Below are 25,245 nucleotides of genomic sequence, written 5' to 3' on the forward strand. Positions count from 1 at the left end.
TCGCGGACAGAACCCCTCAGGAAGGCACCAGCCATGACCGACACCGCCACCACCGCGGTCGAGACGTCGTCGGCGCCCGGTGTCGGCCGGATCGCCCGTGTCACGGGTCCCGTCGTCGACATCGAGTTCCCGCACGACGCCATCCCGGAGATGTACAACCTCCTGTACACGACCATCACCATCGGTGACTCGTCGCAGGAGATCGGCCTCGAGGTCGCGCAGCACCTCGGCGACGACCTGATCCGCGCCATCTCGCTGAAGCCGACCGACGGCCTGGTCCGTGGTCAGGAGGTCCGTGACTCGGGCGCCCCGATCTCGGTCCCCGTCGGCGACGTCACCAAGGGCAAGGTCTTCGACGTGCTGGGCAACGTGCTCAACACCGACGAGAAGCTCGAGATCACCGAGCGCTGGCCGATCCACCGCAAGGCGCCGGCCTTCGACCAGCTCGAGTCGAAGACCACCATGTTCGAGACCGGTATCAAGTCGATCGACCTCCTCACGCCGTACGTGCAGGGTGGCAAGATCGGCCTCTTCGGTGGTGCGGGCGTCGGCAAGACGGTCCTCATCCAGGAGATGATCCAGCGCGTCGCGCAGGACCACGGTGGTGTGTCGGTGTTCGCCGGTGTCGGCGAGCGCACCCGTGAGGGCAACGACCTCATCGGTGAGATGGAAGAGGCGGGTGTCTTCGACAAGACCGCCCTCGTGTTCGGCCAGATGGACGAGCCGCCGGGAACGCGTCTGCGCGTGGCCCTGTCGGCGCTGACGATGGCGGAGTACTTCCGCGACGTCCAGAAGCAGGACGTGCTCCTCTTCATCGACAACATCTTCCGGTTCACGCAGGCCGGCTCCGAGGTCTCGACGCTGCTCGGTCGCATGCCGTCCGCGGTGGGCTACCAGCCGAACCTCGCCGACGAGATGGGTGTGCTCCAGGAGCGCATCACCTCGACGCGTGGTCACTCGATCACCTCGCTGCAGGCGATCTACGTGCCGGCCGACGACTACACCGACCCGGCTCCGGCGACCACGTTCGCGCACCTCGACGCCACGACCGAGCTCTCGCGTGAGATCGCGTCGCAGGGTCTGTACCCGGCCATCGACCCGCTGACCTCCACGTCGCGGATCATGGACCCCCGGTACCTGGGTGCCGACCACTACGAGACGGCGACGCGCGTCAAGCAGATCCTGCAGAAGAACAAGGAGCTGCAGGAGATCATCGCGATCCTCGGTGTCGACGAGCTCTCCGAAGAGGACAAGATCACGGTGGAGCGCGCTCGTCGCATCCAGCAGTTCCTCTCGCAGAACACCTACATGGCCAAGAAGTTCACGGGTGTCGAGGGTTCGACGGTCCCGCTCAAGGACACGATCGAGTCCTTCCGCGCGATCGCCGACGGCGAGTTCGACCACGTGGCGACGCAGGCCTTCTTCAACGTCGGTGGCATCAACGACGTCGAAGAGAAGTGGGCGCAGATCCAGAAGGAGAACCGCTGACATGGCGGCACTCACCGTGAGCGTCGTCTCGGCGGACCGTGAGGTCTGGACGGGCGACGCCACCATGGTCGTGGCACGCACGACGGAGGGCCAGATCGGCATCCTCGCGGGGCACGAGCCGCTGCTCGCCACCCTCGCGCAGGGCCAGGTCCGCATCACCCGGGCCGACGGCTCGACGGTGACGGCGGACGCCGAGGACGGCTTCCTGTCGGTCGAGCACGACACGGTCACGATCGTGGCGCGGCAGGCCGCGCTGGCATCCTGACCGGACTGACCGTCCTCCTCCCGCCGTCCGAGACGAAGCGGGAGGGCGGGGACACGGCACGCACCCTCGACCTGGGTGCGCTGTCCTTCCCGGAACTGGCCGACGAGCGGGCCGCGGTGATCACCGCGGCCCGCTCCGTCAGTTCCGAGGAGTCCACGGCACGGACGGCCCTCAAGCTCGGACCGAAGTCGGTGGCCGAGCGCCTCCGCAACCTCGAGCTCGACACCGCGCCGACACTGCCGGCGGTCGAGCGCTACACGGGCGTGCTCTACGACCCGCTGGACGCCACGGGCGCGGACGACGCCACACGTCGCTGGTGGACGGACCACGTGCTGGTCCAGTCCGCGATGTTCGGACCGATCGGTGCGGGCGACCACATCCCGGCGTACCGGCTCTCGCACGACTCGAGGCTCGGTGCGCTCCGGCTCGCGAAGCACTGGCCGGGACCGTCCAGCGACGTGCTCGGCGCTCGGACCGGCGGTCTCGTGCTCGACCTGCGCTCCGAGGGCTACCGGTCGCTCGGACCCGTGGACGACGCGGTCGTCCTACGGGTGGTCAGTGTCGACGGCGGCGGACGACGTCGGGCGCTCAACCACTGGAACAAGACGGCGAAGGGTCGACTGACCGCGCTGCTCGCACGGACCGGTGCGGACGTCGGCGACCCGGCATCGCTCCTGCGGTGGGCGGGCGAGCACGGCGTCGTGGTGGAGCGGACCGACGACGGCTGGGACCTGGTCGCGGAGAGCCTCGAGCCCGCGCGGGTCTGACGGCGGAGCAGCGCTCGCTCCTGCACAACCTCCCGGACGGCCGTGGCCGTCCACAGACGGGTCGGGGCGCGCCGGTCTGGAGGCGCTCCTCCCGTCACGATCTCGTGCATGACCTCGACGAGACACGGACTCCCACCCACCCTGGTGCGCTACCCGCGCGAGATCGCGGCCGCGGTCACGCTGCGTGCCGCCTGCGTCGCCCTCGTGGCGCCGGAGGCGGCGACCGGTGGAGGCACCGGCGCGGAAGCGCTCGCCCGACCGCAGGCGGTCGCGGTCGCGACGGCGTGCGGCGCCCTCGCGACCCGCTTCGCGCTGGTCGGCTTCCTGGCCGCGCGTGACCGGCCGGACCCCCGGACGGTCGTGCCGTTCGACCCGTTCCGCGATCCGACGCCGCCCGCGCTCGGCGGGTCGGGTCCGGAGCCGGACCGCGCGCGACTCCGGCTGGCCGGCGACCGGTGTGCCTCGGCATGGCGGACCTGGCGTGCGGACGGAGCCCCGGGCGGCGACGTCGCGGTGGGGGCGGCCGGTGCGCTGGCGCTGGGCGCCTGGTGCGCCTGGGCGCTCGGGTCGTCCGCCCGTGCGGAGGTCCGTGCCCGGCACGCCCTCGACTCCCGACCGGACGACCCCTTCGGGTGGTTGGTCCTGCGCGCGGTCCGGTCCGGCCACGGACCGGCGTGGGGCACCCCCACGGGGTCGACCGGATCGTCTACGGTTGGATGACCATGGTGCGGGAACCGGTGCGCGAGGACGACGACACGGTCATCCGTGCGCGCCCCGGTGCCCGACCGTTGCCGACCGACGCAGGTCGTGACCCGTCCCGCACGGGGAGCGCCGGCCTCCGTGCCCTCGGCGCCGCCGCTGCGGCCGCCGACGGTGCCCTCGACGACGATCCGTACGGCGACCCGTACGGCGACACGGTCGTCCGGCCCGGGCGCGGTGCGCGACCGGGGGCCGGGCCGTCCGACGAGGACACGGTCCTGCGCGCTCGACCCGGTGGTCCACCACCGGTGGCGCCGCCCGGAGCGGCAGCACCACGTGCCGGGGACCGGCCGCTCGTCCGACGGACCCCGTCGGTCCGCGTCGGCGGCCGGGTGGTCCGCCTCGACCGGCCCCTGGTGGTGGGTCGTCGGCCCGCCGCGCCGCGCGTCGTCGTCGACGGCGGGCCGGTCCTGGTGACCGTCCCGTCACCGAGCGGCCAGGTGTCGTCGTCGCACGTGCTCCTGCACGCCGAGGGCGAGGCCGCCGTCGTCGCGGACCTGCGGTCGACGAACGGGACCGTCGTCCGCCCTCCCGGCGCCGCGCCGTTCCGGATGACGGCGGGTGCATCGATCGTCGTCCTGACGGGTACGCTCGTCGAGATCGGTGACGGCAACGTCATCGAGGTCCTGTCGCCGCACCTCCGGGCCGGACCGGACGACGGCCTCCCACCGTTCCCGCCGACCCCGTGACGGACCCATCGTCCGGCACGCCCCTCCACTCCCAGAGAGCGACCCTGAAACCGTGACCGAACTCGGCCGAGCTGCCACCGAGCACGCCATCGACGTCCCCGGCGCTGCCGGCACACCCCTGACGCTCTCGTGGGGAGCGGCGACCGACGTCGGTCGCCGTCGCGACCACAACGAGGACAGCTACCTCGTCGGCGCACCCTTCTTCGTGGTCGCCGACGGCATGGGCGGACACCTCGCGGGTGACCGGGCGAGCGACGCGGTCGTCCGTCGTCTCGACCAGGTCACCACCGGTGCCTTCACCAGCCGTCAGGACATCCAGCGCGCGCTGCTGCTCGCGACCGCCGACATCGAGCGCGCTGCCGGTGGCAACGCCCTCGGCGCCGGCACGACCGTGACCGGGGTCGCACTCGTCGCCTCCCACGGGCAGCCGGCAGCGCTGGTGTTCAACGTCGGCGACTCCCGCACCTACCGGATCGAGTCCGGCGCGCTCCGTCGGGTGACGATCGACCACTCGGTCGTGCAGGAGATGGTCGACGCCGGGCTGCTCCGGGCCGAGGACGCCGAGCAGCACCCCGACAGCAACGTCATCACGCGGGCAGTCGGCTTCGGCGAGCCCCCGGAGCCCGACTGGTGGACCCTGCCGCTCCGCGCGGGGGACCGTTACATCGTCTGCTCCGACGGCCTCACCAAGGAGCTCGGCGACGTCGGCATCGCCCGGATCGCGGCCCGGGTGCCCGCGGCACAGGCACTGGCGGAACGTCTGGTCGGGGACGCGGTGGTCGCCGGCGGTCGTGACAACGTCACCGTGGTGGTCGTGCAGGTCGACACCGCACCGGAGGACTCCGACGTCGAGGACACCCTGCCGCGCCACTGAGCGTCGCACCCGTACGACCACCCCCGAAGTGGGGGATGGCCGTCCTCCACAGGGACGCCCGCGGCCGCCGGCTGTCGGATCGCCCTTCGTAGAATGGCCTGGCCGCGACGAACGGAAGGGCCGGCCGCGGGCCGGGGAAGGGAACGACGCTGATGGCTCGACGCCTGCCGTCCGACCCGCCGGTGATCGCCGGGTTCACCCCCGTCCACGTCCTGGGCTCCGGGGGCTTCGCCGACGTCTTCCTCTACGAGCAGGACATGCCACGCCGGCAGGTGGCGGTGAAGGTGCTCCTCGACGAGGTCGTGGACGAGCGCGTGCGGCAGATGTTCCAGGCCGAGGCGAACCTGATGGCGCGGCTCAGCACGCACCCCGCGATCCTCACGGTGTTCCAGGCGAGCATCGCGGCCGACGGCCGTCCCTACCTCGTCATGGAGCTGTGCTCGTCGTCGCTCAGCCAGCGCTACCGACGCGAGCCGCTCCCCGTGTCCGAGGTCCTGGCCGTCGGTGTCCGCATCGGCTCCGCGCTCGAGACGGCCCACCGCGAGGGCGTGCTGCACCGAGACGTGAAGCCCTCGAACATCCTGCGCACCGCGTACGGCAGCCCCGTCCTCTCCGACTTCGGCATCGCCGCGACCATCGGCAGCGCCGACCCCGACGAGCCGGTGGGCATGTCCATCCCGTGGTCCGCGCCCGAGGTGCTGGGGGACGAGTCCCGCGGCACCGTCCAGTCCGAGGTCTACTCGCTCGCAGCGACCGTGTACTCGCTGCTCGCGGGGCGCTCTCCGTTCGAGGTCCCGGGCGGCAGGAACTCGGCGGCAGACCTGATGGACCGGATCGACAAGGGCGGCGTGGGGTCGACCGGCCGGACCGACGTGCCCCCGTCGCTCGAACGGCTGCTCGCGACGGCGATGGCCCGTCGTGCGGCTGCTCGTCCCGCCACCGTGATGGAGTTCGTCCGCGGGCTCCAACAGGTCGAGGCGGAGCTCGGGATCCCGCAGACCGCGGCCGACGTGGCGGTCGAGTCGTGGGCGGTGGCCACCCCGTCGTCGGAGGGCGACCGGACCGTCGTGCGGGAACTGCAGGCACCCTCGCGTGTGGCGGCCCGCCGACGGACACGGCGGGCGGTGCGGGGCGGGACGTCCGTCGGCGTCCAGAGCGTCGGCACCGTGCACCGCACCGGGTCGGCGACGATCGCGCGTCGCCGGAAGCGCTCGACCCTCGTGGTCGCCGGCGCGGCCGGTGTCGTCGTGGTCGCGGCCCTCGCCGTGGTGAGCGTCCTGCTCGTGACGCGCGCCGGCACGGGGTCCGTCCCGACGGTGCGCGACGTGACCGCACGCGGGGGAGGCGACTCGGTGTCCTTCAGCTGGGACGATCCCGGGCTCCGTGCCGGGGACACCTACGTCATCACGTCGGCCGGCGCGACGAGCCAGCAGACCGGCACCACCTTCGTCGTGTCCGGGGATCCCGGTACCGAGCAGTGCATCACGGTCGCGGTGAACCGGGACGGCAGGACGGGGGCCGCGAGTCCCGAACAGTGCGGCACGATCGGGAGCGCCGGGTGATCCGGGCGTTCCTCGCCGAGCACCGTTCCGCGGCGGTGACGGCCTGCGCGTCGATCCTCGTCGGCGCCGTCGTCGCGACCGCCGCGGTGGTGTCCACGGGGTACCACACCCAACGGGTCGACCTGGGGGACGGCACCGTCTGGGTGCCGTCGGCGGAGTACGGCGCCGTCGGGCGCGCGAACACCGGCGTGCTCGAGCTCAACACCGCCGTCGACACCCCGAGCGACGACCTCTCGGTCGTGCAGCGCGGCTCCGAGGTGTACAGCGTGGACGGCACGAAGGGCACCGTCGCGAAGGTCGACGTCGCCGACGCCACCGTGGGCGATGCCGTGACGCTGCCGGCGGGCTCGCCGCAGGTCTTCTTCGCGGGGGACACCGCGGTGGTCGGGAACGGCGACACGGGCGAGCTCTGGGCGACCCCGGCGGCCGAGCTGTCGGACTTCGACGCGTCCACGAAGGCCGACCTGAGCCTCGGCGCCGACGCCGTCCTCGACGCCTCCGACGAGCGGGTCGCGGTGTACTCGCCGCGCACCGGCCGCGCCTCCCTCGTCGACGTCGGCACCCAGCTGACCGTCGAGCGGCGGTGGGAGGTCCGGTTCGACCGCAGCCACGAGTTCCAGGTGGCGTCGTTCGGGGACCACGTCGCCGTGCTCGACCGCACCTCGGGGCAGCTCTCGGTCGACGGGGACAGCGTCGACCTCGGCGACCGCGTCGGTGGATCGCCCGCGCTGCAGCGGTCCTCGGACTCCTCGTCCACGGTCCTCGTCGCCGGGACGGCCGGGCTGGTGCGCGTCTCCGCCTCCGGTCAGGTGGACCGGACCGCGCTCCGGGTGTCGGGTCGAGCGGCACGACCGACCGTCGTCGGCTCCTGCACCTACGCCGCGTGGGCGGGCGGACAGGCGATGGACTCGTGTCGGGGCACCGGCCTCCAGCGGCTCGCGCAGACCGCCGACGCCGACGACCTGCAGATCGTGCACAACGGCGACACCGTCGTGGCGAACGACCCGCGCAGTGGGCGGTCGTGGGCCATCGGCCGCAGTGGACAGCTCATCGACAACTGGGCGGACCTGGTCGACCAGGACGACGAGCGGCAGCAGGAACGGGTGTCGGACGACGACCCGCAGGTGGACAAGGAGCAGAAGCCGCCCGTGGCGGTGGACGACGACCTCGGCGCACGACCGGGTCGCACGACCAGCCTGCCGGTGCTCCTCAACGACTACGACCCCAACGGCGACCCACTCGTCATCAGCGAGGTCGGCGACGTCCCCGACGGCCAGGGCAGCGTCGCCGTCGTCGGTGACGGCCAGCGGCTCCAGGTCTCGCTCACGGCGGAGGCCAGCGGCACGCTCTCGTTCCCGTACACGATCACCGACGGCAACGGCGGGTCGGCCAGCGCGACCGTCCGGGTGACCGTCCGCCCCGAGTCCGAGAACGAGCCACCGCGGCAGGTCCGGAGCACCTCGGCGGACGTCGTGCAGAACGGGCACGTCGTCACCGACGTGCTGTCGGACTGGGTCGATCCCGACGGCGACCCGGTCTACCTGGAGTCCGCCTCGGCGGACGGCGACCGCGTCTCCACGACACCGGACGGGCTGCTCGACTTCCGCAACGCGAGCGGTCGCACCGGTGACCGCAGCGTCCAGCTCGTCGTGAGCGACGGCCGCGACCCCGGCCGCGGATCGATGACCGTGCGTGTCGCCGCCCAGGGGAGCGTGCCGCTGCGCGCCGACGCGTTCGCCGTGCAGGGCTACGCGGGCAAGGCGTTCACGGTGACGCCGCTCGACCACGTCCGCGGGGGCAACGGAGCCGTCACGCTCACCAGCGTCTCCTCGTCGAGCGGCCTGACGGTCACCCCGTCCTACGACGCGGGCACGTTCCGCGTCCAGGGGGCCGGAGCGGGGGACCACCAGCTCGAGTACACCGTCACGGACGGCACGAAGACCGCGAGCGGCGTCGTGCGCGTCTCCGTGCTCGCTCCGCCCGACGCCTCGACGCCACCGATCACGACGCCGAAGACGGTGTTCGTGACCACCCTCTCGACGAAGGACACCGACGTCACCGCGACGGACACCGACCCGGCCGGCGGTGTGCTCATGGTCACGGCGCTCGACGGCCCCGGCCGCGGCAGCGGGGTCGAGGCGAGCATCCTCGACCAGCACGTCGTACGGGTCACCCTGACCGCGCCGCTCGACGCACCGGTGACCTTCGCGTACACGGAGTCGAACGGTCTGGCCAGCGCCACCGGGACGATCACCGTCGTCGAGATCCCGCGACCGGACCGCATCCAGCCGCCGGTCGCGCAGTCCGACTCCGCCACGGTGCGGGTCGGCGACGTCGCCGAGATCGACGTGCTGGCGAACGACACCCAGCCGGAGGGCGAGCCGCTGACGCTCGACCCGCAGCTCGTGCAGAACGTGCCCGGTGACGGCGGGCTGCTCTTCGTGTCCGGCGACCGGCTCCGGTACCTCGCCCCGGACACACCCGGCAACCACACCGCGGTCTACCGCGTCCACGGTCCGGACGGGCAGTACGCGGACGCGTCCGTCTCGATCTCGGTGCGCGAGCGTGACGCCGCGACGAACAACCCGCCGGTGCCGAAGACCGTGACGGCGCGCGCGGTCGCGGGGCAGGCGGTGCGCATCACCGTGCCGTTGAACGGCACCGATCCGGACGGCGACTCGGTGCAGCTCGTCGGGGTCGGCGACAACCCCGAGAAGGGTTCGGTCAGCGACGTCACCGCCGATGCGCTGACCTACGACGCCGGGGACTACTCCGCCGGGACCGACGAGTTCACCTACACGGTGGTCGACGCGCTGGGTGCCCGCGCGACCGGCACGGTCCGGGTCGGCATCAGCCCCCGTGCGGAGCAGGCATCGAACCCGGTCGCCCAGGCCGACCACGTCACCATCCGCCCCGGTGGGTCCGTGACCGTGCGCGTGCTGCAGAACGACTCCGACCCGGAGGGCGGGCAGCTGTCCGTCACCGCGGCCGAGCCGACCGCCCCGGGGGTCACCGCCGAGGTGCTCCACCGCAGCCAGGTCCGGGTCACGCCACCGCGTTCGGTGACCGAGGGCGACTTCGCGGTGCTCTACACCGTCACGAACGAGAGCGGCGGTTCCAGCACCGCGTTCCTGACGGTGACGGTCGACCGCGACGCCCCGCCGCTCCGTCCCGAGGTCGAGGACACCACGCTCGACCTGCAGGACATCCTGCGTCGCGAGAGCGTCACCGTCGACGTCCTGCAGAACGTCTTCTTCGCCGAGGGGTCGACCTCCCGCCTCGAGGTCGGGGTGGTCGACGGCTACGGCGACACCGCCCGGGTCACGAGCGACCGTCGGATCGAGATCCGGTTGACGGACGCGTCACAGGTCGTGCCGTTCTCCGTCACCCGGAGCGACCACCCCGACGTCGTCGCCTACGGGTTCGTCCACGTGCCCGGGTTCGACGACGCCCTGCCGCAGGTGGACCGCAGCGTGGGCGCGGTGACCGTGAAGAGCGAGGCCACCGTGCGCATCCCGCTCGACCGCTACGTGGTCACGGCCAACGGACGGACCGCGCAGATCACCGATCGCGGGACCGTCAAGGCGACGCACGCGAACGGGCAGGACCTCGTCGTCGACCGGTCCACGCTGCAGTTCACGTCCTCGAAGCTGTACTACGGCAACGCGTCGATCTCGTTCGAGGTCACCGACGGGTCGAGCGCGAACGGCGGCAAGGGCCGCGTCGCGACGCTCGTGCTCCCGATCAAGGTGACACCCCGGTCGAACCAGCCACCGGCGTTCACCGGGTCGTCGATCGACCTGCAGCCCGGTGACTCCCGCACCCTCGACCTGACGAAGCTGACGGACTACCCGTACCCGGACGACCTCCGGGAGCTCCGGTACTCGGTGGTCAGCCGCCCGGGCGCCGGCACCACCGCGACCGTGCAGGGCCAGCAGCTCCGGATCTCGGTGGCGGAGGACGCCCGGAAGGACACGACGGCCTCGATCGGCATCGGGGTGTCGGACGACGCGAACGCCGGTCGCGCCGGGGTGGTTCGGGTCGGCATCGTCGGTTCGACCAGGCCGCTCGTGCAGCCCGGGGCGGACCGGGCGGTCGTCGAGCGTGGCACGACCGCGACCATCGACGTCCTGTCGAACGACCAGGCGACGAACCCGTTCCCCGACCAGCGGCTGCGGGTCGTCGCCATCCGCGGACTCTCGGGCGGTCTCCCCGCCGGCGTGAGCGTGACGCCCAGCGCCGACCGGTCGCGGCTCCAGGTCACCGTCGGCGACCGTGCCCAACCCGTCGACGCGCACCTGCAGTACCAGGTCGCCGACGCGACGGACGACCCGTCCCGGTACGTCTGGGGCGACGTGACCATCGCCGTCCAGGACGCTCCCGACGCGCCGGGCGCGCCCACCCGGACCGGCACGTTCCAGGGTGGCCAGCTGACGCTGACGTGGGCAACCCCGCAGGCGAACAACGCACCGATCACCGGCTACCGGGTCCAGGGGACGAACGGCGTCGCGAAGGACTGCGGCACCGCGACGGTCTGCACCCTGACGGGCATCGACCCGTCCGCGTCGTACCGCTTCTCCGTCGTCGCTCGGAACGCCGTCGGCGACTCGGAGCCCTCGCCGCAGTCCGCGCCGATGAGCGCCGACTTCGTCCCGGCAGCGCCGAAGGGCGTGCGCGTCACGCCGAGCAGCGCGACGCCGGACCAGCTCGACGTCGCGTGGGACCGTGTCGCGACGCCGAACGGCGGGTCGTCCGTCTCGAACTACGTCGTGTCCGTCCAGGGGCCGGGACTGTCCGCGACGAAGAACGTCGGGACCGCGACGAGCACCTCCTTCCCGGGCGCGCAGAGCGGCGCCGAGTACACGGTGCGGGTCTCCGCCCGGAACGCCGCCGACCGCGACGGCAGCCCGGTGCAGTGGAACGACGCGTCGGCCACCGGCTCGGCCGTCGGTGCCCCCGGCACGCCGGAGCTGTCGGCCACGGGACAGCCGGACGGATCGACGACCGCGGTCGCCCTCAGCGCGTCCGAGGCCGACTGGGCCGGCGGGACCCCCGGTTGGCGCATCGCGAAGTACGCGGCGTCCACCCCGATCCCGTCCGGGTGCTCGACCGCCGGAGCCGAGAAGGTCTGGAACGGTTCGTCCGCGAACGACCGCATCACGAGTCAGTACCGCTACGTCGCCCTCGCCGACAACGGGCTCTTCTGCACGGCGTCGCAGCCGGCCAGCGTGCAGGGCTACCAGACGCCCGACGCCCCGACGGGCACGGTCGAACCGGACGGTGGGCCCGACGCCGACGGGGCGGTCGGCCTCCGCGCCACCGCGCAGGCGTCCACGCCCTACCTCTACTACTCGGTGGGCGGCGGTCCCCGCGTGCGCTTCAGCGGGTCGGCGTCGCTCGGGGCGGGGGCGGGCTACGGGCTCGAGACGAGCGTGGTGTTCACCGCGTGCGCGACCGACGGACAGTACTGCGCGTCGAGCGCCCCGGCGACCGCCACCGCGTTCACCACGCGCGCGACCGTCGTCAGCGCGGTCGTCGGGCAGGCGCCGGTGATCAACCCGCCGGACAACAACGGGCACATCGCACCGGACGGCTACCGGATCTCGTACTGCCGACCCGAGCTGCTCGGGAGCGAGAGCTGCTCCGACACGAACCCGGAGACCGGCAAGGCGTGGACCACGGGCGATGCCGTCCCGGCAGGCTCCAGCGCGATCGTGGTGCAGGCAACCGTGAACGGGCAGCAGGACCGGACCGGTGCTCGCGGCGCCGTCACCACCCCGGACGCCGGCACGTCCGACCCGCCGTCCGGCACCGACCCGAGTACCTCCTCCGCAGGCTAGGGTCACGACCCGGCAGCGATCCCACCACCAGAACGAGGACCCCACCGCATGAGCATGACCCCCGAGCAGGCCGCCTGGTTCGCCGACGTCGCCGGACGGATCGTGACCAACGTCGAGCAGGTGCTCCTCGGGAAGACGTTCGTCATCCGCCTCGCCGTGACGACGATGCTCAGCGAGGGACACCTGCTCCTCGAGGACGTCCCCGGCACGGGCAAGACGAGCCTCGCCCGTGCGATGGCGCAGAGCGTGCAGGGGTCGACCAACCGGATCCAGTTCACCCCGGACCTGCTGCCCGGCGACATCACCGGTATCAGCGTGTACGACCAGCGCACGCAGGAGTTCGACTTCCACCGCGGGCCGGTGTTCGCCAACGTCGTCCTCGCCGACGAGATCAACCGGGCCAGCCCGAAGACGCAGTCCGCGCTGCTCGAGGCGATGGAGGAGTCGACGGTGACCGTCGACGGTGTGAACCACCGCTTGGCCGCCCCGTTCATGGTCATCGCCACGCAGAACCCGATCGAGCAGGCCGGCACGTACCGCCTGCCCGAGGCCCAGCTGGACCGGTTCCTCGTGCGCACCTCGATCGGCTACCCGGACCACGCGGCCACCGTGCGGATCCTCGAGACGTCGTCGGCGCCGTCCGCCTCGGTGCCGCTGCCGAGCGTCGTCCCCGCAGCGACCGTGACCGAGATGGCCGCACTCGCCCGCACGGTCCACGTCGACCCGACGATCGCCGACTACGTGGCACGCCTGGTCGACGCGACCCGCGCCGCGAGCGAGGTCCGGCTCGGCGTCAGCGTCCGCGGTGCCATGGGGCTGATCCGTGCCGCACGCGTGTACGCCGCCGTGCAGGGCCGCCACTACGTCACGCCGGACGACGTCAAGGCCCTGGCCGTCCCGGTGCTGGCACACCGCCTGGTGCTCGACGCCGAGGCGGAGTTCGACGGGGTCAGCGCCACCAGCGTCGTGGCGCAGCTCCTCGTCGAGACCCCGCCGCCCGCCGACCGAGCGGCGTCGTGACCGACCGCCGTCCCGGCAGCACCAGGACGCGACGCGGCAGCACGAGGTCCCGTCGCGGCTCCGTCGCCGCCGAGCGGACGACGACGGTCGCCGGGCTCACGAACGTGCGCACCCGACTCGTCGGTGACCGCGAGGGCGTCGCCGCCGACGCCGTCGTCGGGATCGCGAAGGCGTGGGCGACGGCCTGGAGGACCGTGCGGCGTCTGTGGGGCGAGGTCGCCGCGGTGGTCACCGGCCTGGGCTGGACGGTCGCCGTCGTCACGGTCGTCGCCTTCGCCGTGGGGTACCGCTTCGGTCTGCGCGAGGTCGTCGTGGTGGGCTTCGCCGGGGCGCTGCTCGCCGTCGTGGCCGCCGTCGCCCTCGTCGGGCGGACCCGGCTCGTGGTCCGGATGCGCCTGCCGCAGCACCGTGTGGCGGTCGGCGACGACGCCGGCGTCGTGGTCACCGCGGAGAACCCGGCCCGGTTGCCGTCGGTCCCGACCACGGTGGAGCTGCCGGTCGGGGACGGACTCGTGGACGTCGCCGTGCCGACCGTCGCCCCGGGTGGCGTGTTCGAGGAACAGGTACCCGTTCCGACGGTCCGACGCGGGGTGCTCGACGTCGGACCGGTCACCGGCGTCCGGGCCGACCCGGTGGGGCTGGTGCGGCGCGAGGTCGTGTGGACCGCCCGCGAACAGGTCATCGTCCACCCGCGGACGATCGCGATCCCGTCGACGAGCACGGGACTCGTCCGCGACCTCGAGGGGCAGGCCACGACCGACCTCTCCCCGGCGGACATCGCCTTCCACGCCGTCCGCGAGTACGTCCCGGGCGACGACCCGCGCACCGTCCACTGGAAGTCGACCGCGAAGTCCGGCGCGCTCATGGTGCGGCAGTTCGAGGACACCCGACGCTCGCACCTGGTCGTCGCCCTCGCGAGCCGTCGGGCCGAGTTCGCGGACGACGACGAGTTCGAGCTGGCGGTGAGCGCCGCCGCGTCACTCGGGGCTCGTGCGGTCCGCGACGGACGGGACGTCTCGGTCGTGGTGTCCGAGCGCACGTCGGAGTACGCGAAGCGGCCGTCCTACGCGGTGCACCGGCTCGCCACCGTCACGCCGACCCGTCTGCTCGACGAGTTCGCGACCGTCGGGCTGTCCGACGCGTGCCTGCCCGTCGCGGAGGTCGCCCGGATCGTCGGGAACGACACGGCCGGCATCTCCGTCGCGTTCCTGGTCGTCGGGTCGACGGTCGGGCTCCCCGCGCTCCGGCTCGCCGCCACGCGCCTCCCCGTCGGGGTCGAGGTCGTCGCCGTCACCTGCGAACCGGAGGCCCAGCCCCGGGTGCTCCGGGTGGCAGGGCTCACCGTCCTGACCATCGGCTACCTCGAGGACCTCCGCCAGGCGTTGCACCGGACGGCGGCCGCCGCGTGAGTGCCGCACCCCCGCTCGAAGGCCCGACCAGGGGCCGCCGCGCCACGCGCCGAGCGGCTCGCCGGCGCGCCCCGGTCCGCTCGGTCGGCGGCACCCTGGTCGTCTGGCTCCTGCTCGCCGTGGCGAGCACCGCCTGGTGGCCGGTCCATCGGGACGGGTCGATGGTGACCGCCGGCGTCACCGCCGTGGTCGCGGGCACCGCGGTCGCGCTGACCGGTGCACTGGGTCGGCTGCCGGCGGCGGTCGTCGGTGTCCTCACCGTGGCCGTCTTCACCGTGACCGGGGTGCCCGCCGCGGTCCCGGGGGAGTCGGCGGGGCTGCTGCCGACCGGACCCGGACTCGTCGACCTCTTCGCCGGCGTCGCGCTCGACTGGAAGCGGCTGGTCACCGTCAGCCTGCCGGTCGGGTCCTACGAGTCGCTGCTCGTCCCGTACTTCGTGACGACCCTCGTCGCCACGGTGACGGCCGTGACCGTGGCGGTCCGTGCCTCCCGGCCGGAGACCGTGAGCATCCCGGCGCTCGTCCTCTTCGCGGCGGGCGTCGTGGTCGGTCCGAGCCGTCTGGACCTGTCGGTCGCGACCGCCGTCGGCCTCGGCGGGATCGCGCTCGTGTGGGCGCTCACGGTCCGGCACGCGCGCCGGGCCGTCGCCGTGGCGACGACCGTCGGCGCCCGTGTGCCGGTGTGGCGGTCCGTCGCGCGTCCGGCGCTCGTCGGCACCGGGACGGTCCTGGCCGCTGCGGTCGTCGCGACCGGTCTCGGGTCGGTCGCCCCGCCGACGGTCGGCCGGAGCGTCGCGCGCACCGACGTCGTGCGACCGTTCGACCCGCGGGACGAGGTGAGCCCGCTCAGCGCGTTCCGGTCGTACGAGGAACCAGGTGCTGCCGACGCACCGCAGCTGCGCGTCACCGGGCTGCCGCAGGGCGGGTTCGTGCGCATCGCGACCCTCGACACGTACGACGGTGTCGTCTTCCGTGTGGGTGGCGACGACGGGTCCTCGGCCTCCGGCACCTTCGAACGGGTCCCCACGACCGTGGACGTGAGCAACGTGCGCGGCAGCGACGTGCGCGTCGGGGTGGACGTCGCCGCCTACCGTGGCGTGTGGTTGCCCACCGTCGGCGCCCTGGAGTCGGTGACGTTCCGCGGGGCCGACGCCGAGCAGGATCGCCGGTCCTTCTTCTACGACCGCGCGACGTCGACCGGTGCGGTGGTCGGCGGGGTGGGGACGGACACGCGCTACGACCTCGAGGCCGTGCTGCCCGACCAGCCGGACGACGAGCAGCTCGCGTCGGCGCGTCCCGGGACCGCCGACGTGCCGTCGCCGACCGGGGTGCCGGACGCGGTGCGGGAGCGGGTCGAGTCGACGACCGCGGACGCACGGACGCCCGGCGAGGAGCTCGTCGCGGCCGTCCGGTGGCTCACCAGCACCGGGTACGTCAGCCACGGCGTCGGCGACGACCGGGCCAGCCGGTCCGGGCACGGCGCTGACCGGATCCAGGAGCTCCTCACCGCGCCGGTCATGATCGGGGACCAGGAGCAGTACGCGGTCGCCGCCGCGCTGATGGCCCGGCAGATCGGGTTCCCGTCGCGGGTGGTGATGGGGTTCACCCCGGGCGGGGACGTCCGGAGGTCCTCGTCGGAACCGGGTTCGGCGGCAGCCGGTCCGTCGGGCGGGGCCACGACCCTGCGCGGGTCGGACGTGACCGCGCGGGTCGAGGTGGACACCGCGCAGTGGGGGTGGGTCACCCTCGACCCGAACCCCGTCCTCCGCGAGATCCCGGACGAGCAGGACCAGACGCCGCAACCCGTCACGCGCCCGGAGACCGTCGTCCCACCGCCGCCCGTCGAGCAGCAGGACCAGGACCAGCAGGCCCCGCCGCAGAGCGACCGCGAGACACCGCCCGTCCCGCCGCTGTGGCTGCAGGTGCTGCTCGCAGCCCTGCCGTGGGTGCTCGCGACCCTCGGGTTCCTCGCGCTCGTCCTCCTGCCCTTCGCGGTGGTGCTGCTGCGCAAACGGCTGCGCCGACGTCGACGACGCCGCGCCCCGACACCGCGTGCCCGGGTCACCGGAGCCTGGGAGGAGTACCGGGACGCGCTGGTCGACCGCGGGCACGAGGTGCCGGGCGCAGCGACGCGGCGCGAGGTGGTCGCCGGCGCGCCCGGGCGCGGCGGGAGCGGACTCGCCGCGCTGGCGGACCGCAGTGTGTTCGGACCCGGGGCGGTCGACGCGGCGACCGCGGACCGGATGTGGTCAGCGACGGACGAGGCCATCGCGAGCCTGGCCGATGACCGCACGCGGCGCCAGCGCTGGCGGGCGGCCGTGTCGCTGCGGTCCCTCCGCTCCGCCGGGTGGGGTCGACGCCGTCCGGCGACCCGGCGGATGCCGAGCGGTGCTGTGCGTCCGTCCGGCACCGATCGCCACGACCAGGGGCGTCCCGGGGCCGGTGACTACGATGGGCCGGAGGCCGGCGAGCGTCGTGGACGGCCGAGTGAGGACAGAGGCGAACCGTGATCAGATGCGAACACTGCGGCTCGATGCTGCCCGACGGGGCGATCTTCTGCGGTGAGTGCGGGCGGTCGGTGAACGTCTCGGCGAACCGTCGGCCCGCGCCGGCTGCGCCCGTCGACGACACCCCGCCGCCACCGCTCCGGCAACCCGACCAGCACGGCCGCCGTCCCGATCCCGCCGCCGAGGCCTGGCTGCCCGAGGCGACGCTCGACCCCGCGACCCGTGCGTGGCTCATCGGCGAGGACCGGCAGCGCTCCGGCGCGACCGGGGACGCTCGCCCCACCGCACCGTCCGCTCCTGTGGTCCCGGCCGTTCCCGCAGCTCCGGCTGACGATCCGTCGTGGCTGCGCCCCGAAGGCGTCGATCCGGGTCGGTCGGACCGCGTCGGGGACGACCGGTGGACGCACGAGCAGCACCGCACGGACGAGCGGCCCGGGGCGTCGGAGCCGGAGCCGGAGCCGCCCCTCGATCCCGACGCGTACCCGTCGTCCCCGACGGGGTCCGCTGCCGACGACGAGGCCGACACCGAACGAACCCGTCTCGCGCCGGCCCCGGGGGACCAGTCCGGCTCCGGGACGCCGTCCCCCGTGCCCGAGGCACCGTCCGCTGCGCCCGAGGCGCCGCCGACGGCCCCGGTGTGGGCGCCGCCCGTCGCACAGCAGCCGACGGCAGCTCCGTCGCGACCGTCGTGGTGGGTGGGCCGCGGAGGCGCGGCAGCCGAGCCGCCGGTCGAGGACCAGGTCGAGGACCCGTCCGCCGACGAACGTCCCCGTGCCGGCGACACCGCCGTCGTGGAGCCACTGGTCGACCGTCGTCCGGCACCGACGCCCCTGATCGCTCCGGGGAACGGTCCGGCCACCTGCCCGGTGTGCGGCCACGCCCTCGAACCCGATGACATCTTCTGCGCGGAGTGCGGCGCCGTCCGTCCGACCGTGACCGCTGCCTTCACCGGGCCCGTCGTGCCGCTGCCCCTGGCGCGGCCGGACTGGGCGGCCGACGACGAGATCCGTGTGGACGACGACCCCTCGGACCCCGGTGCCGCGGACGGCGGCGCCGAGCGGGGCTCCACGGACCACGCGTCGCAAGCGGATGTCCCCGAGGACGCCGGGTCCGGCACCGAGCACCGCGACGGCGCGGCGTCCGACGCCGGACAGCCCGACACCCGACAGCCCGACACCCGACAGCCCGACACCCGACAGCCCGACGCCGGACGGCCCGACGCGGGACGGCCCGACGCCGACCAGTCCGACGCGGACCAGGCGCACGTCGGACGGCCCGACGCGGGACGGCCCGACGCCGACCAGTCCGACGCGGACCAGGCGCACGAGGACCGGGCGGACGAGCCCGCTGCGGGGCCGGGCCGCCACCTCGCCGACGACGAGGGGACCGCGCCCGGCGGGCACCGCAGCGCGCACGACGGAGGACCTGTCCCGCCTGCTCCCGCTTCGCCGACCCTGCCGTCCTCGGCGCAGGGCGCCGGCGGTCCCGACCTGCCGCCGGTCCCGCGTGCCGCGCCGCTGCCCCCGATCCCGGGGACGACCGGCCCGGTCCTCCCGCCCGTCGGGTCCACGACGGTGCCGTCGAGCGGTGACCTCGACCCCGACGAGGACGTCGAGGAGACGCGGATCGTCGTCAAGACCACCTCGGACGCGCCGTTCGTGCTGCACTTCAGCACGGGGGAGCGCACGGCGGTGCACGGTACTGGCCTGCTGGGCCGGCTGCCCCGACCGCAGCCGGGCGAGCGGTTCGACGACCTGCTCACGGTGCACGACCCCGGCAAGTCGGTGTCCAAGACGCACCTCGAGCTCGGGCGTGACGGCGACGACCTCTGGGTGTCCGACCGGCACTCGGGCAACGGCACGGTGATCCGGCACATCGACGGGAGCATCCGCCGCTGTGAAGCCGGGCGTCGCTACCGCGTGGAGCGCGGTGCACGGGTCGACATCGGGGAGCAGTTCTTCCTCGTGCAGTAGCCCTGACGGGCAGCCGGCCGTTCCTCCACAGGGCAGCGACCGCGACCCGGTCTCCACCAGCAGCCCCGTGCGCCCGATCCTGGACGCGCGGGGCTGTCAGTCTCGGTCCGTGTCCCCGCTCGTCGCCCGCTGCTGCCTGGTCGGTCCGGCCGTGGTGCTGCTGCTCGTCGGGGTCGTCGCCGACCTCCCGGTGGTCGCCAGGACGGTGCTGCTCGTCGCAGCAGCGAGTTGCGCGGTGCTCGACGCCCTGACGGTCAGGGGCACCGGAGCCGACCGCCCGCCCACGGTCGTCGTCACCCTGCCGGCGGGTGCCGTCTCCGGACCAGCAGTCGCCGGATCAGCAGTCTCCGGATCAGCAGTCTCCGCACCAGCAGTGTGCGGAGACGACGCGCTGAGCGACGCCGTCGGGGCGTCGTCGTGGACCCCGGACCCGCACGCTTCCGGCGTCGGCGTCGGCGGCGCCGTCGTCGAGGGGCTGGTGCTCGGACGAGGACCCGACGGTCGAGCCGAGCGGATCCGCGCCGACCCCGGGTCGCCGTCCCACGTCGTCGTCCTCGGCGTCGGGGCGTTCGCGCGGGCGGTGTTCGATGCGCTCGGAGCCCAGCTCGCCGCGTCCGCGATCGACGGGACGGCCGGTGCGGCGGGGAGCGCGGACGCCGGCGTGCGGATCGTCTCCGATGCGAGTCCGCAGTCCGGAGCGCCACCCGGCGTGCGTCCGACACCGACGGGGACCGCCGTCGCCGTGCGCCACGACGCTCTCGGAAGGGTGCAGGCGACCGTGGTGCTCGTCCCCGGCGTCCACCTGCTCCCGCGTCGACGGGACCGCGTCATCGAGGTCACGCGGCACGGCTGCCGGCTGTGGAGCGACAGCGACGGGGACTGCGTGGCGCCGTCCTTCGAGCCCGTGCTCCCGCTGCTGGCCGCGCACCCCGTCGACGAGCTCGTCGCAGGGTGACGGTGCCGTGTCGGGCAGCGGGCGGTCAGCGCAGCCCAGACCCCGCGCGCACGGCACCGACCGGCACGCCGCCACCGAGCACCTGCTCGCCGGTGGCGGCCAGCACGTCGGCGACGCCCGCGGCGTCCACCATGCCGTTCCGCTCGAGCAGCGTGAGCGCCGCGAGCGTCCCGGCGCGCTGTGACCCGTCGAGCGTCTTGACCGCGACCGCCGCTCCACCGGGGAGCCCCATCACCATCACGCCCTCGGCACCGAACTTCGCGAGCACCCGGAGTCGTTCGATCGTCACCGTGTTCGCCCGGCCCACACCGTCGATCGCCCACGGGTGGTCGAGCACCGCGTCCACGAGTGCCGCGGTGTCCGAGTCCGAACGGGCGACGACAGCCGCGAACCCACGGGCGAGCCCCTGCAGGGTGAGCGGGAACACGGGCGCGCCGCAGCCGTCCGTGCCGACGACGTCGACGGTCTCGCCGGTGTACTCCTCCACGGTCTCCCGGACCCGCTGCTGCAGCGGGTGCGCCACGTCGAGGTAGGTCGCCTCGTCCCAGCCGTTCACCCGGCACGCGGCGAGCATCCCGGCGTGCTTGCCCGAGCAGTTCATCGCCAGGCGCCGCGGGCCGTCCGTGGTGCGGGCGGTGGCTCGGTCGAACGGCAGGTCGGGCGGGCAGCCCAGGTCGGACTCGACGTGGTCGAAGGACTCGAGCATGTGCAGCGCGAGGGCCTGGTGCGCAGCGGTGCCGGCGTGACTCGCCGTCGTGAGCACGAGCTCGTCGTCGCTGAAGACCGCGCCGGCGCGACGGACGGCGAGGGCCTGGAAGGGCTTCATCGTGGAGCGGGGGTACACGCTCGCCGTCACGTCGCCGACGGCGTCGAGCACGGTCCCGTCGGCCGCGACGACGACGCCGGCACCGACGTGCCGGCTCTCGTCGAAGCCGTTCCGGTCCAGCACCGCGAGCTCGACGGAGCCCTCGGCGGTGAGAGGATGGCGGTCTGTGCGGACGTCGTGGCTCACCGTCATGCCGTCATCGTAGCGAGGGGCCGGCAGGCGCCACGTCCAGCACCCAGCAGCACGCACGAAGGAGCGCACCGTGACCGACCACACGTACGAGGTCTCCGTCCGCTGGACGGGTGACCGCGGCACCGGGACGAGCGGCTACCGCGACTACGGCCGCGACCACGAGGTCACGGCGCCGGGCAAGCACGCCATCGCCGGTTCGGCGGACCCCGCGTTCCGCGGCGACCGCGACCGGTGGAACCCCGAGGAGATGCTGCTCGGCGCCCTCGCCCAGTGCCACATGATGAGCTACCTGTACGTCGCCGTGCAGCGGGGCTTCACCGTGGTCGACTACGAGGACACGGCGACGGCCTCGCTCGACGTGCACCGCGACGGTACCGGCGAGGTCACCGAGGTCACCCTCCACCCCGTCGTCACCGTGCTCGAGGCCGACCGCGTCGCGGACGTCGAGGCCGCCCACGCCGAGGCGAACCGCCTGTGCTTCATCGCGCGCTCGGTGGCGTTCCCCGTCCACCACACGCCCGTCACCAAGGTGCGTGCGGCAGGATAGGGCCTCGTGAAGCGTCTCCGCCTGCTCCCGATCGCCATCGTCCCAGCCGTCGTGCTCGGACTCGCCGCCTGCTCCGGGAACGGCTCGGGTGACGCCTCGGCCTCGCCCAGCGCGTCCGCCAGCGCCACGGCGACGCCCATCTCGTCGTGCCCGGAGTCGGGCTCGGCGTCGAAGCGCATCGCGGTCACCGGCGCGGTCGCCGGGTCGGAGGCGCCGAAGGTCACCTTCGACAAGGGCCTCAGCGCGGAGACCCCGCAGGCCACCACGGTGGTGCAGGGCTCGGGCAAGGCGCTCAAGAGCGGCGAGTTCGCCCAGGTGTCGTACGCCGTCTACAAGGCCTCGGACGCCTCGAAGCTCGGCGCGGTCGGGTTCGACCAGGGGAACCCGCAGGTGCTCTCCGTCGGCGGGACCGGCTTCGGCGCGCTGCTCGCCTGCACGAAGGTCGGGGACCGCGTCGCGGTGGTCGGTGAGTCGTCGGCGCTCGGCTTCAACACCGGCGGCGAGATCGTCGTCGTGGCGGACGTCGTCGCGCAGACCCCGACGAAGGCGACGGGCACGCCGCAGACGCAGGACCCGTCGCTGCCCACGGTCGAGGACAAGGCGAGCGGCGAGCCGGAGATCACGATCCCGTCCGGTGCGACGGCCCCGTCGAAGACCGAGGTCGAGGTCCTCAAGCAGGGCGACGGCGCGACGATCGAGAACGGTGACACCGCGCTCGTGCAGTACAAGGGCGTGACCCTGGCGGACGGCAAGGAGTTCGACTCCTCGTGGTCGAAGGGTGCTCCGACCACCTTCACCGTCTCCGAGGGCTCGCTCATCAAGGGCTTCGTCACCGGGCTCGTCGGGCAGAAGGTCGGGTCCCAGGTCCTCATCGTGACCACGCCCGAGGACGCCTACGGCTCGAACCCGCCCGAGGGCTCGGGCATCCCGAAGGACGCTTCCCTCGTCTTCGTCGTCGACGTCCTCGCCAAGGGCTGACCCGTGCCGACCAGGCGTCGCATCGTCGTCCTCGGCAGCACGGGCTCGATCGGCACCCAGGCCCTCGACGTCGTCGCCCGGAACCCCGACCGCTTCGAGGTCGTCGGCCTGACCGCCGGCACGAACCGTGCCCTCGTCGCCGAACAGGCCGAGCGGTTCCACGTCCGTGACACCGCCTTCGGCGCGGCCGACGCCGAACGCCTCGTCCGGAGCGTCGAGGCGGACGTCGTGCTCAACGGCATCACGGGTTCCGTCGGCCTGGGTCCGACGCTCGCCGCGCTGGAGTCCGGTGCGACGCTCGCCCTGGCGAACAAGGAGAGCCTGATCGTCGGCGGTGCGCTCGTGCAGGCCGCCGCCCGTCCCGGGCAGATCGTGCCCGTCGACAGCGAGCACTCCGCGATCGCGCAGGCGCTGCGCTCCGGTTCCGACGCGGAGGTCCGCCGCCTGGTGCTCACGGCCAGCGGCGGACCGTTCCGCGGACGCTCACGGGAGAGCCTGCGCGACGTCACCCCGGCCGAGGCCCTCGCGCATCCGACGTGGGACATGGGCCTGGTGGTGACGACGAACTCCGCCACGCTGGTGAACAAGGGGCTCGAGGTCATCGAGGCGCACCTGCTGTTCGGCGTGCCCTACGACCGCATCGACGTCACCGTGCACGCCCAGTCGATCGTGCACTCGATGGTCGAGTTCGTCGACGGGTCGACGATCGCCCAGGCCTCACCGCCGGACATGCGGCTGCCCATCGCGCTCGGCCTCGCCTGGCCGGACCGGGTGCCCGGCGTCGGGGTCCCGCTGGACTGGACGACCGCGAGCACCTGGACGTTCGAACCGCTCGACGCCGAGGCGTTCGGCGCCGTCGACCTGGCCAAGCACGTGGGCGTGCTGGGTGGGACCTTCCCGGCGGTCTTCAACGCGGCGAACGAGCAGGCGGTCGCCGCGTTCCACGCGGGTGCGATCGGCTTCCTCGACATCGTCGACACCGTCCGTCGCGTCGTCGACGAGCACACCGCGGGGGAGTCCTCCCTCGACGGCGTCCTGGCGGCGGAGCGCTGGGCGCGCGTGACGGCGGACCGCCTGCTGGCCCGCTGACGCACCCGGGCGTCGCGAGCCCGCCGCGCGGTCGCGCGACGGGTGCGCCCACGGTGATCCGTGCCTCCAGGCCGGCCGGGAGGCACGGCAGACCTCTCAGGGCGCGTTCGGCTCCGTCATGGGAAGGGTCCCGTACCCTCTGACGGTGACCGTCGAATCCGTGCTCCTCTTCGTCCTCGGCCTGGTCGTCTTCATCGTCGGCCTGCTGGTCTCGATCGGACTCCACGAACTCGGACACCTGTCGTTCGCGAAGCTCTTCGGGGTGAAGGTCACGCAGTACTCCCTCGGCTTCGGCAAGGCGATCTGGTCCTTCCGACGGGGGGAGACCGAGTACGGCATCCGACCGATCCTGCTCGGCGGGTACATCTCCATGGTCGGCATGCTCAAGCCGCGTGCATCGGGCCGGCCGAACGCGATCACGAACACCGGCATGTACGGCGCGTTCGTGCAGGACGCCCGCCAGGCCAGCGCGGAGCAGATCGCCGACTCCGGCGGCGACGACTCCCGCGCGTTCTACCGGCTGACGCCGTGGAAGCGGATCATCGTCATGGTCGCGGGGCCCGCCATGAACCTGGTGATCGGCATCGTGCTGTTCGGCGTGCTGCTGTGCGGGTTCGGCGCGCCGACCACCACCTTCACGTCGAGCGTCGACTGCGTGCTGCCGTCGAGCAGCGCGACGACCTGCGCCGCCGGGGATGCCGAATCGCCCGCGAAGCAGGCGGGCATCCGCGACGGCGACGTCGTGCTCGCGGTGGACGGGCAGCAGGACCCGACGATCGCCGAGGTGTCCCGTGTGTTCCAGCGGTCGGCAGGGGAGAGCGTCAGCGTCGTCGTGGAGCGTGACGGCCAGCGGCGGACGCTCGAGGTCACGCCGCAGCTCGCGACCCGCGACGTCGTCACCGAGCAGGGCACGGTCGCGAAGAACGCGGACGGCTCGACGAAGACCCAGCGCGTGGGCGTGGTCGGTGTCAGCATCGGGCAGTCGCTGGTCCGGCAGTCGCCGGCGGCGGTGCTGCCCGCGACCGGGGCGCAGATCGCCGCGTCGGCGCACCTCATCATCGACCTCCCGCAGCGTCTGGTCGCCGTCTGGAACGCGGCCTTCGGCGCGCAGGAGCGGTCGCAGGACAGCCCGGTGTCGGTCGTCGGCGTCGGTCGGGCGATCGGCGAGGTCTCGTCGATGAGCGGCGTGCCGGTGGTCGACAAGGCGTACACGATCCTCGGGCTGCTCGCCTCGCTCAACATCGGCCTGTTCGTGCTGAACATGGTGCCGCTCCTGCCGCTCGACGGCGGGCACATCGCCGGTGCGCTGTGGGAGGCCGTGAAGCGCCGTGCGCACGTGCTCGTCGGCAAGCCGGACCCGGGCGCGATCGACCTGGCGAAGTCGATGCCGCTGACGATGGTCGTCGTGGTGCTGCTGGCCGGGATGAGCGCGCTGCTCATCTACGCCGACATCGTCCGTCCCGTGAACCTGTTCGGGTAGCGCGGCCGCTCGCGCACGCGGGTCG

18 protein-coding genes are annotated in these 25,245 nt (G+C 73.4%); 17 read left to right on the forward strand and 1 reads right to left on the reverse strand.

Translation table 11 applies throughout. From position 1 onward, the window contains the following. Positions 1-33: 33 nt before the first annotated feature. From atpD to M3677_RS02860, 13 genes are all read left to right on the forward strand, one after another. Positions 34-1,488, forward strand: coding sequence for a F0F1 ATP synthase subunit beta (gene atpD / locus M3677_RS02800; protein ID WP_066654617.1), 1,455 nt, complete (start codon positions 34-36; stop codon positions 1,486-1,488). A gap of 1 nt (position 1,489) precedes the next feature. Beyond that, the gene (locus tag M3677_RS02805) at positions 1,490-1,753 is read left to right on the forward strand and encodes a F0F1 ATP synthase subunit epsilon (protein ID WP_058729238.1); all 264 of its coding nucleotides are present in this window, start codon (positions 1,490-1,492) and stop codon (positions 1,751-1,753) included. A 5-nt stretch (positions 1,754-1,758) separates the two neighbouring features. Further along, positions 1,759-2,520 carry a YaaA family protein gene (locus M3677_RS02810; protein ID WP_251155146.1) on the forward strand — a complete coding sequence of 254 codons (762 nt, stop codon included), beginning with the start codon at positions 1,759-1,761 and terminating at the stop codon, positions 2,518-2,520. 108 nt (positions 2,521-2,628) lie between these two features. After that, complete coding sequence (locus M3677_RS02815) at positions 2,629-3,240, forward strand: hypothetical protein (protein WP_251155056.1); 612 nt, start codon at positions 2,629-2,631, stop codon at positions 3,238-3,240. A gap of 2 nt (positions 3,241-3,242) precedes the next feature. Then, positions 3,243-3,968, forward strand: coding sequence for an FHA domain-containing protein (locus M3677_RS02820; RefSeq protein WP_251159745.1), 726 nt, complete (start codon positions 3,243-3,245; stop codon positions 3,966-3,968). Between the two features lie 52 nt (positions 3,969-4,020). Beyond that, on the forward strand, positions 4,021-4,842 hold the full coding sequence (locus M3677_RS02825; RefSeq protein ID WP_251159746.1) for a protein phosphatase 2C domain-containing protein: 822 nt from the start codon (positions 4,021-4,023) through the stop codon (positions 4,840-4,842). A gap of 152 nt (positions 4,843-4,994) precedes the next feature. Beyond that, positions 4,995-6,404, forward strand: coding sequence for a serine/threonine-protein kinase (locus M3677_RS02830; RefSeq protein ID WP_251159747.1), 1,410 nt, complete (start codon positions 4,995-4,997; stop codon positions 6,402-6,404). Then, on the forward strand, positions 6,401-12,244 hold the full coding sequence (locus M3677_RS02835) for an Ig-like domain-containing protein (protein ID WP_251159748.1): 5,844 nt from the start codon (positions 6,401-6,403) through the stop codon (positions 12,242-12,244). The genes M3677_RS02830 and M3677_RS02835 overlap by 4 nt, the downstream gene beginning before the upstream one ends. Positions 12,245-12,292: 48 nt before the next feature. Beyond that, positions 12,293-13,264: a MoxR family ATPase gene (locus M3677_RS02840; protein ID WP_066654604.1), complete on the forward strand. Its 972-nt coding sequence runs from the start codon at positions 12,293-12,295 to the stop codon at positions 13,262-13,264. Then, complete coding sequence (locus M3677_RS02845; RefSeq protein ID WP_251159749.1) at positions 13,261-14,673, forward strand: DUF58 domain-containing protein; 1,413 nt, start codon at positions 13,261-13,263, stop codon at positions 14,671-14,673. The genes M3677_RS02840 and M3677_RS02845 overlap by 4 nt, the downstream gene beginning before the upstream one ends. Continuing rightward, positions 14,670-17,183: a transglutaminase domain-containing protein gene (locus M3677_RS02850; RefSeq protein ID WP_251159750.1), complete on the forward strand. Its 2,514-nt coding sequence runs from the start codon at positions 14,670-14,672 to the stop codon at positions 17,181-17,183. Before M3677_RS02845 ends, M3677_RS02850 begins: the two co-directional genes overlap by 4 nt. Then, complete coding sequence (locus tag M3677_RS18305; protein ID WP_251159751.1) at positions 17,180-19,153, forward strand: zinc-ribbon domain-containing protein; 1,974 nt, start codon at positions 17,180-17,182, stop codon at positions 19,151-19,153. Before M3677_RS02850 ends, M3677_RS18305 begins: the two co-directional genes overlap by 4 nt. Positions 19,154-19,262: 109 nt before the next feature. Continuing rightward, positions 19,263-20,108, forward strand: a complete 846-nt coding sequence (locus M3677_RS02860) for a hypothetical protein (RefSeq protein WP_251159752.1) — start codon at positions 19,263-19,265, stop codon at positions 20,106-20,108. A 25-nt stretch (positions 20,109-20,133) separates the two neighbouring features. On the opposite strand, the gene M3677_RS02865 is transcribed toward M3677_RS02860, so the two are convergent. Continuing rightward, positions 20,134-21,126 (reverse strand): asparaginase, encoded by a 993-nt coding sequence (locus M3677_RS02865; RefSeq protein ID WP_251159753.1) that lies wholly within the window; start codon positions 21,124-21,126, stop codon positions 20,134-20,136. A gap of 70 nt (positions 21,127-21,196) precedes the next feature. Here M3677_RS02865 and M3677_RS02870 point away from each other — a divergent pair, with 70 nt between their 5' ends. From M3677_RS02870 to M3677_RS02885, 4 genes are all read left to right on the forward strand, one after another. Beyond that, positions 21,197-21,673: an OsmC family protein gene (locus M3677_RS02870; RefSeq protein WP_066654593.1), complete on the forward strand. Its 477-nt coding sequence runs from the start codon at positions 21,197-21,199 to the stop codon at positions 21,671-21,673. A 6-nt stretch (positions 21,674-21,679) separates the two neighbouring features. Further along, positions 21,680-22,651 (forward strand): FKBP-type peptidyl-prolyl cis-trans isomerase, encoded by a 972-nt coding sequence (locus tag M3677_RS18310; protein WP_066654591.1) that lies wholly within the window; start codon positions 21,680-21,682, stop codon positions 22,649-22,651. Between the two features lie 3 nt (positions 22,652-22,654). Beyond that, on the forward strand, positions 22,655-23,740 hold the full coding sequence (dxr, locus tag M3677_RS02880) for a 1-deoxy-D-xylulose-5-phosphate reductoisomerase (RefSeq protein WP_066654590.1): 1,086 nt from the start codon (positions 22,655-22,657) through the stop codon (positions 23,738-23,740). Between the two features lie 145 nt (positions 23,741-23,885). After that, positions 23,886-25,220, forward strand: a complete 1,335-nt coding sequence (locus tag M3677_RS02885; RefSeq protein WP_251159754.1) for a site-2 protease family protein — start codon at positions 23,886-23,888, stop codon at positions 25,218-25,220. Positions 25,221-25,245: the final 25 nt, after the last annotated feature.

Source organism: Curtobacterium sp. P97, assembly GCF_023712445.1.
Lineage (GTDB): Bacteria > Actinomycetota > Actinomycetes > Actinomycetales > Microbacteriaceae > Curtobacterium.

Excerpts from the sequence above, each read along its gene's own strand:
- M3677_RS02805 (WP_058729238.1), top strand. The coding sequence starts at position 1,490 with ATGGCGGCACTCACCGTGAGCGTCGTCTCGGCGGACCGTGAGGTCTGG.
- M3677_RS02820 (WP_251159745.1), top strand. The coding sequence starts at position 3,243 with ATGGTGCGGGAACCGGTGCGCGAGGACGACGACACGGTCATCCGTGCG.
- M3677_RS02815 (WP_251155056.1), top strand. The coding sequence starts at position 2,629 with ATGACCTCGACGAGACACGGACTCCCACCCACCCTGGTGCGCTACCCG.
- M3677_RS02865 (WP_251159753.1), bottom strand. The coding sequence starts at position 21,126 with ATGACGGTGAGCCACGACGTCCGCACAGACCGCCATCCTCTCACCGCC.
- M3677_RS02830 (WP_251159747.1), top strand. The coding sequence starts at position 4,995 with ATGGCTCGACGCCTGCCGTCCGACCCGCCGGTGATCGCCGGGTTCACC.
- M3677_RS02840 (WP_066654604.1), top strand. The coding sequence starts at position 12,293 with ATGAGCATGACCCCCGAGCAGGCCGCCTGGTTCGCCGACGTCGCCGGA.
- atpD (WP_066654617.1), top strand. The coding sequence starts at position 34 with ATGACCGACACCGCCACCACCGCGGTCGAGACGTCGTCGGCGCCCGGT.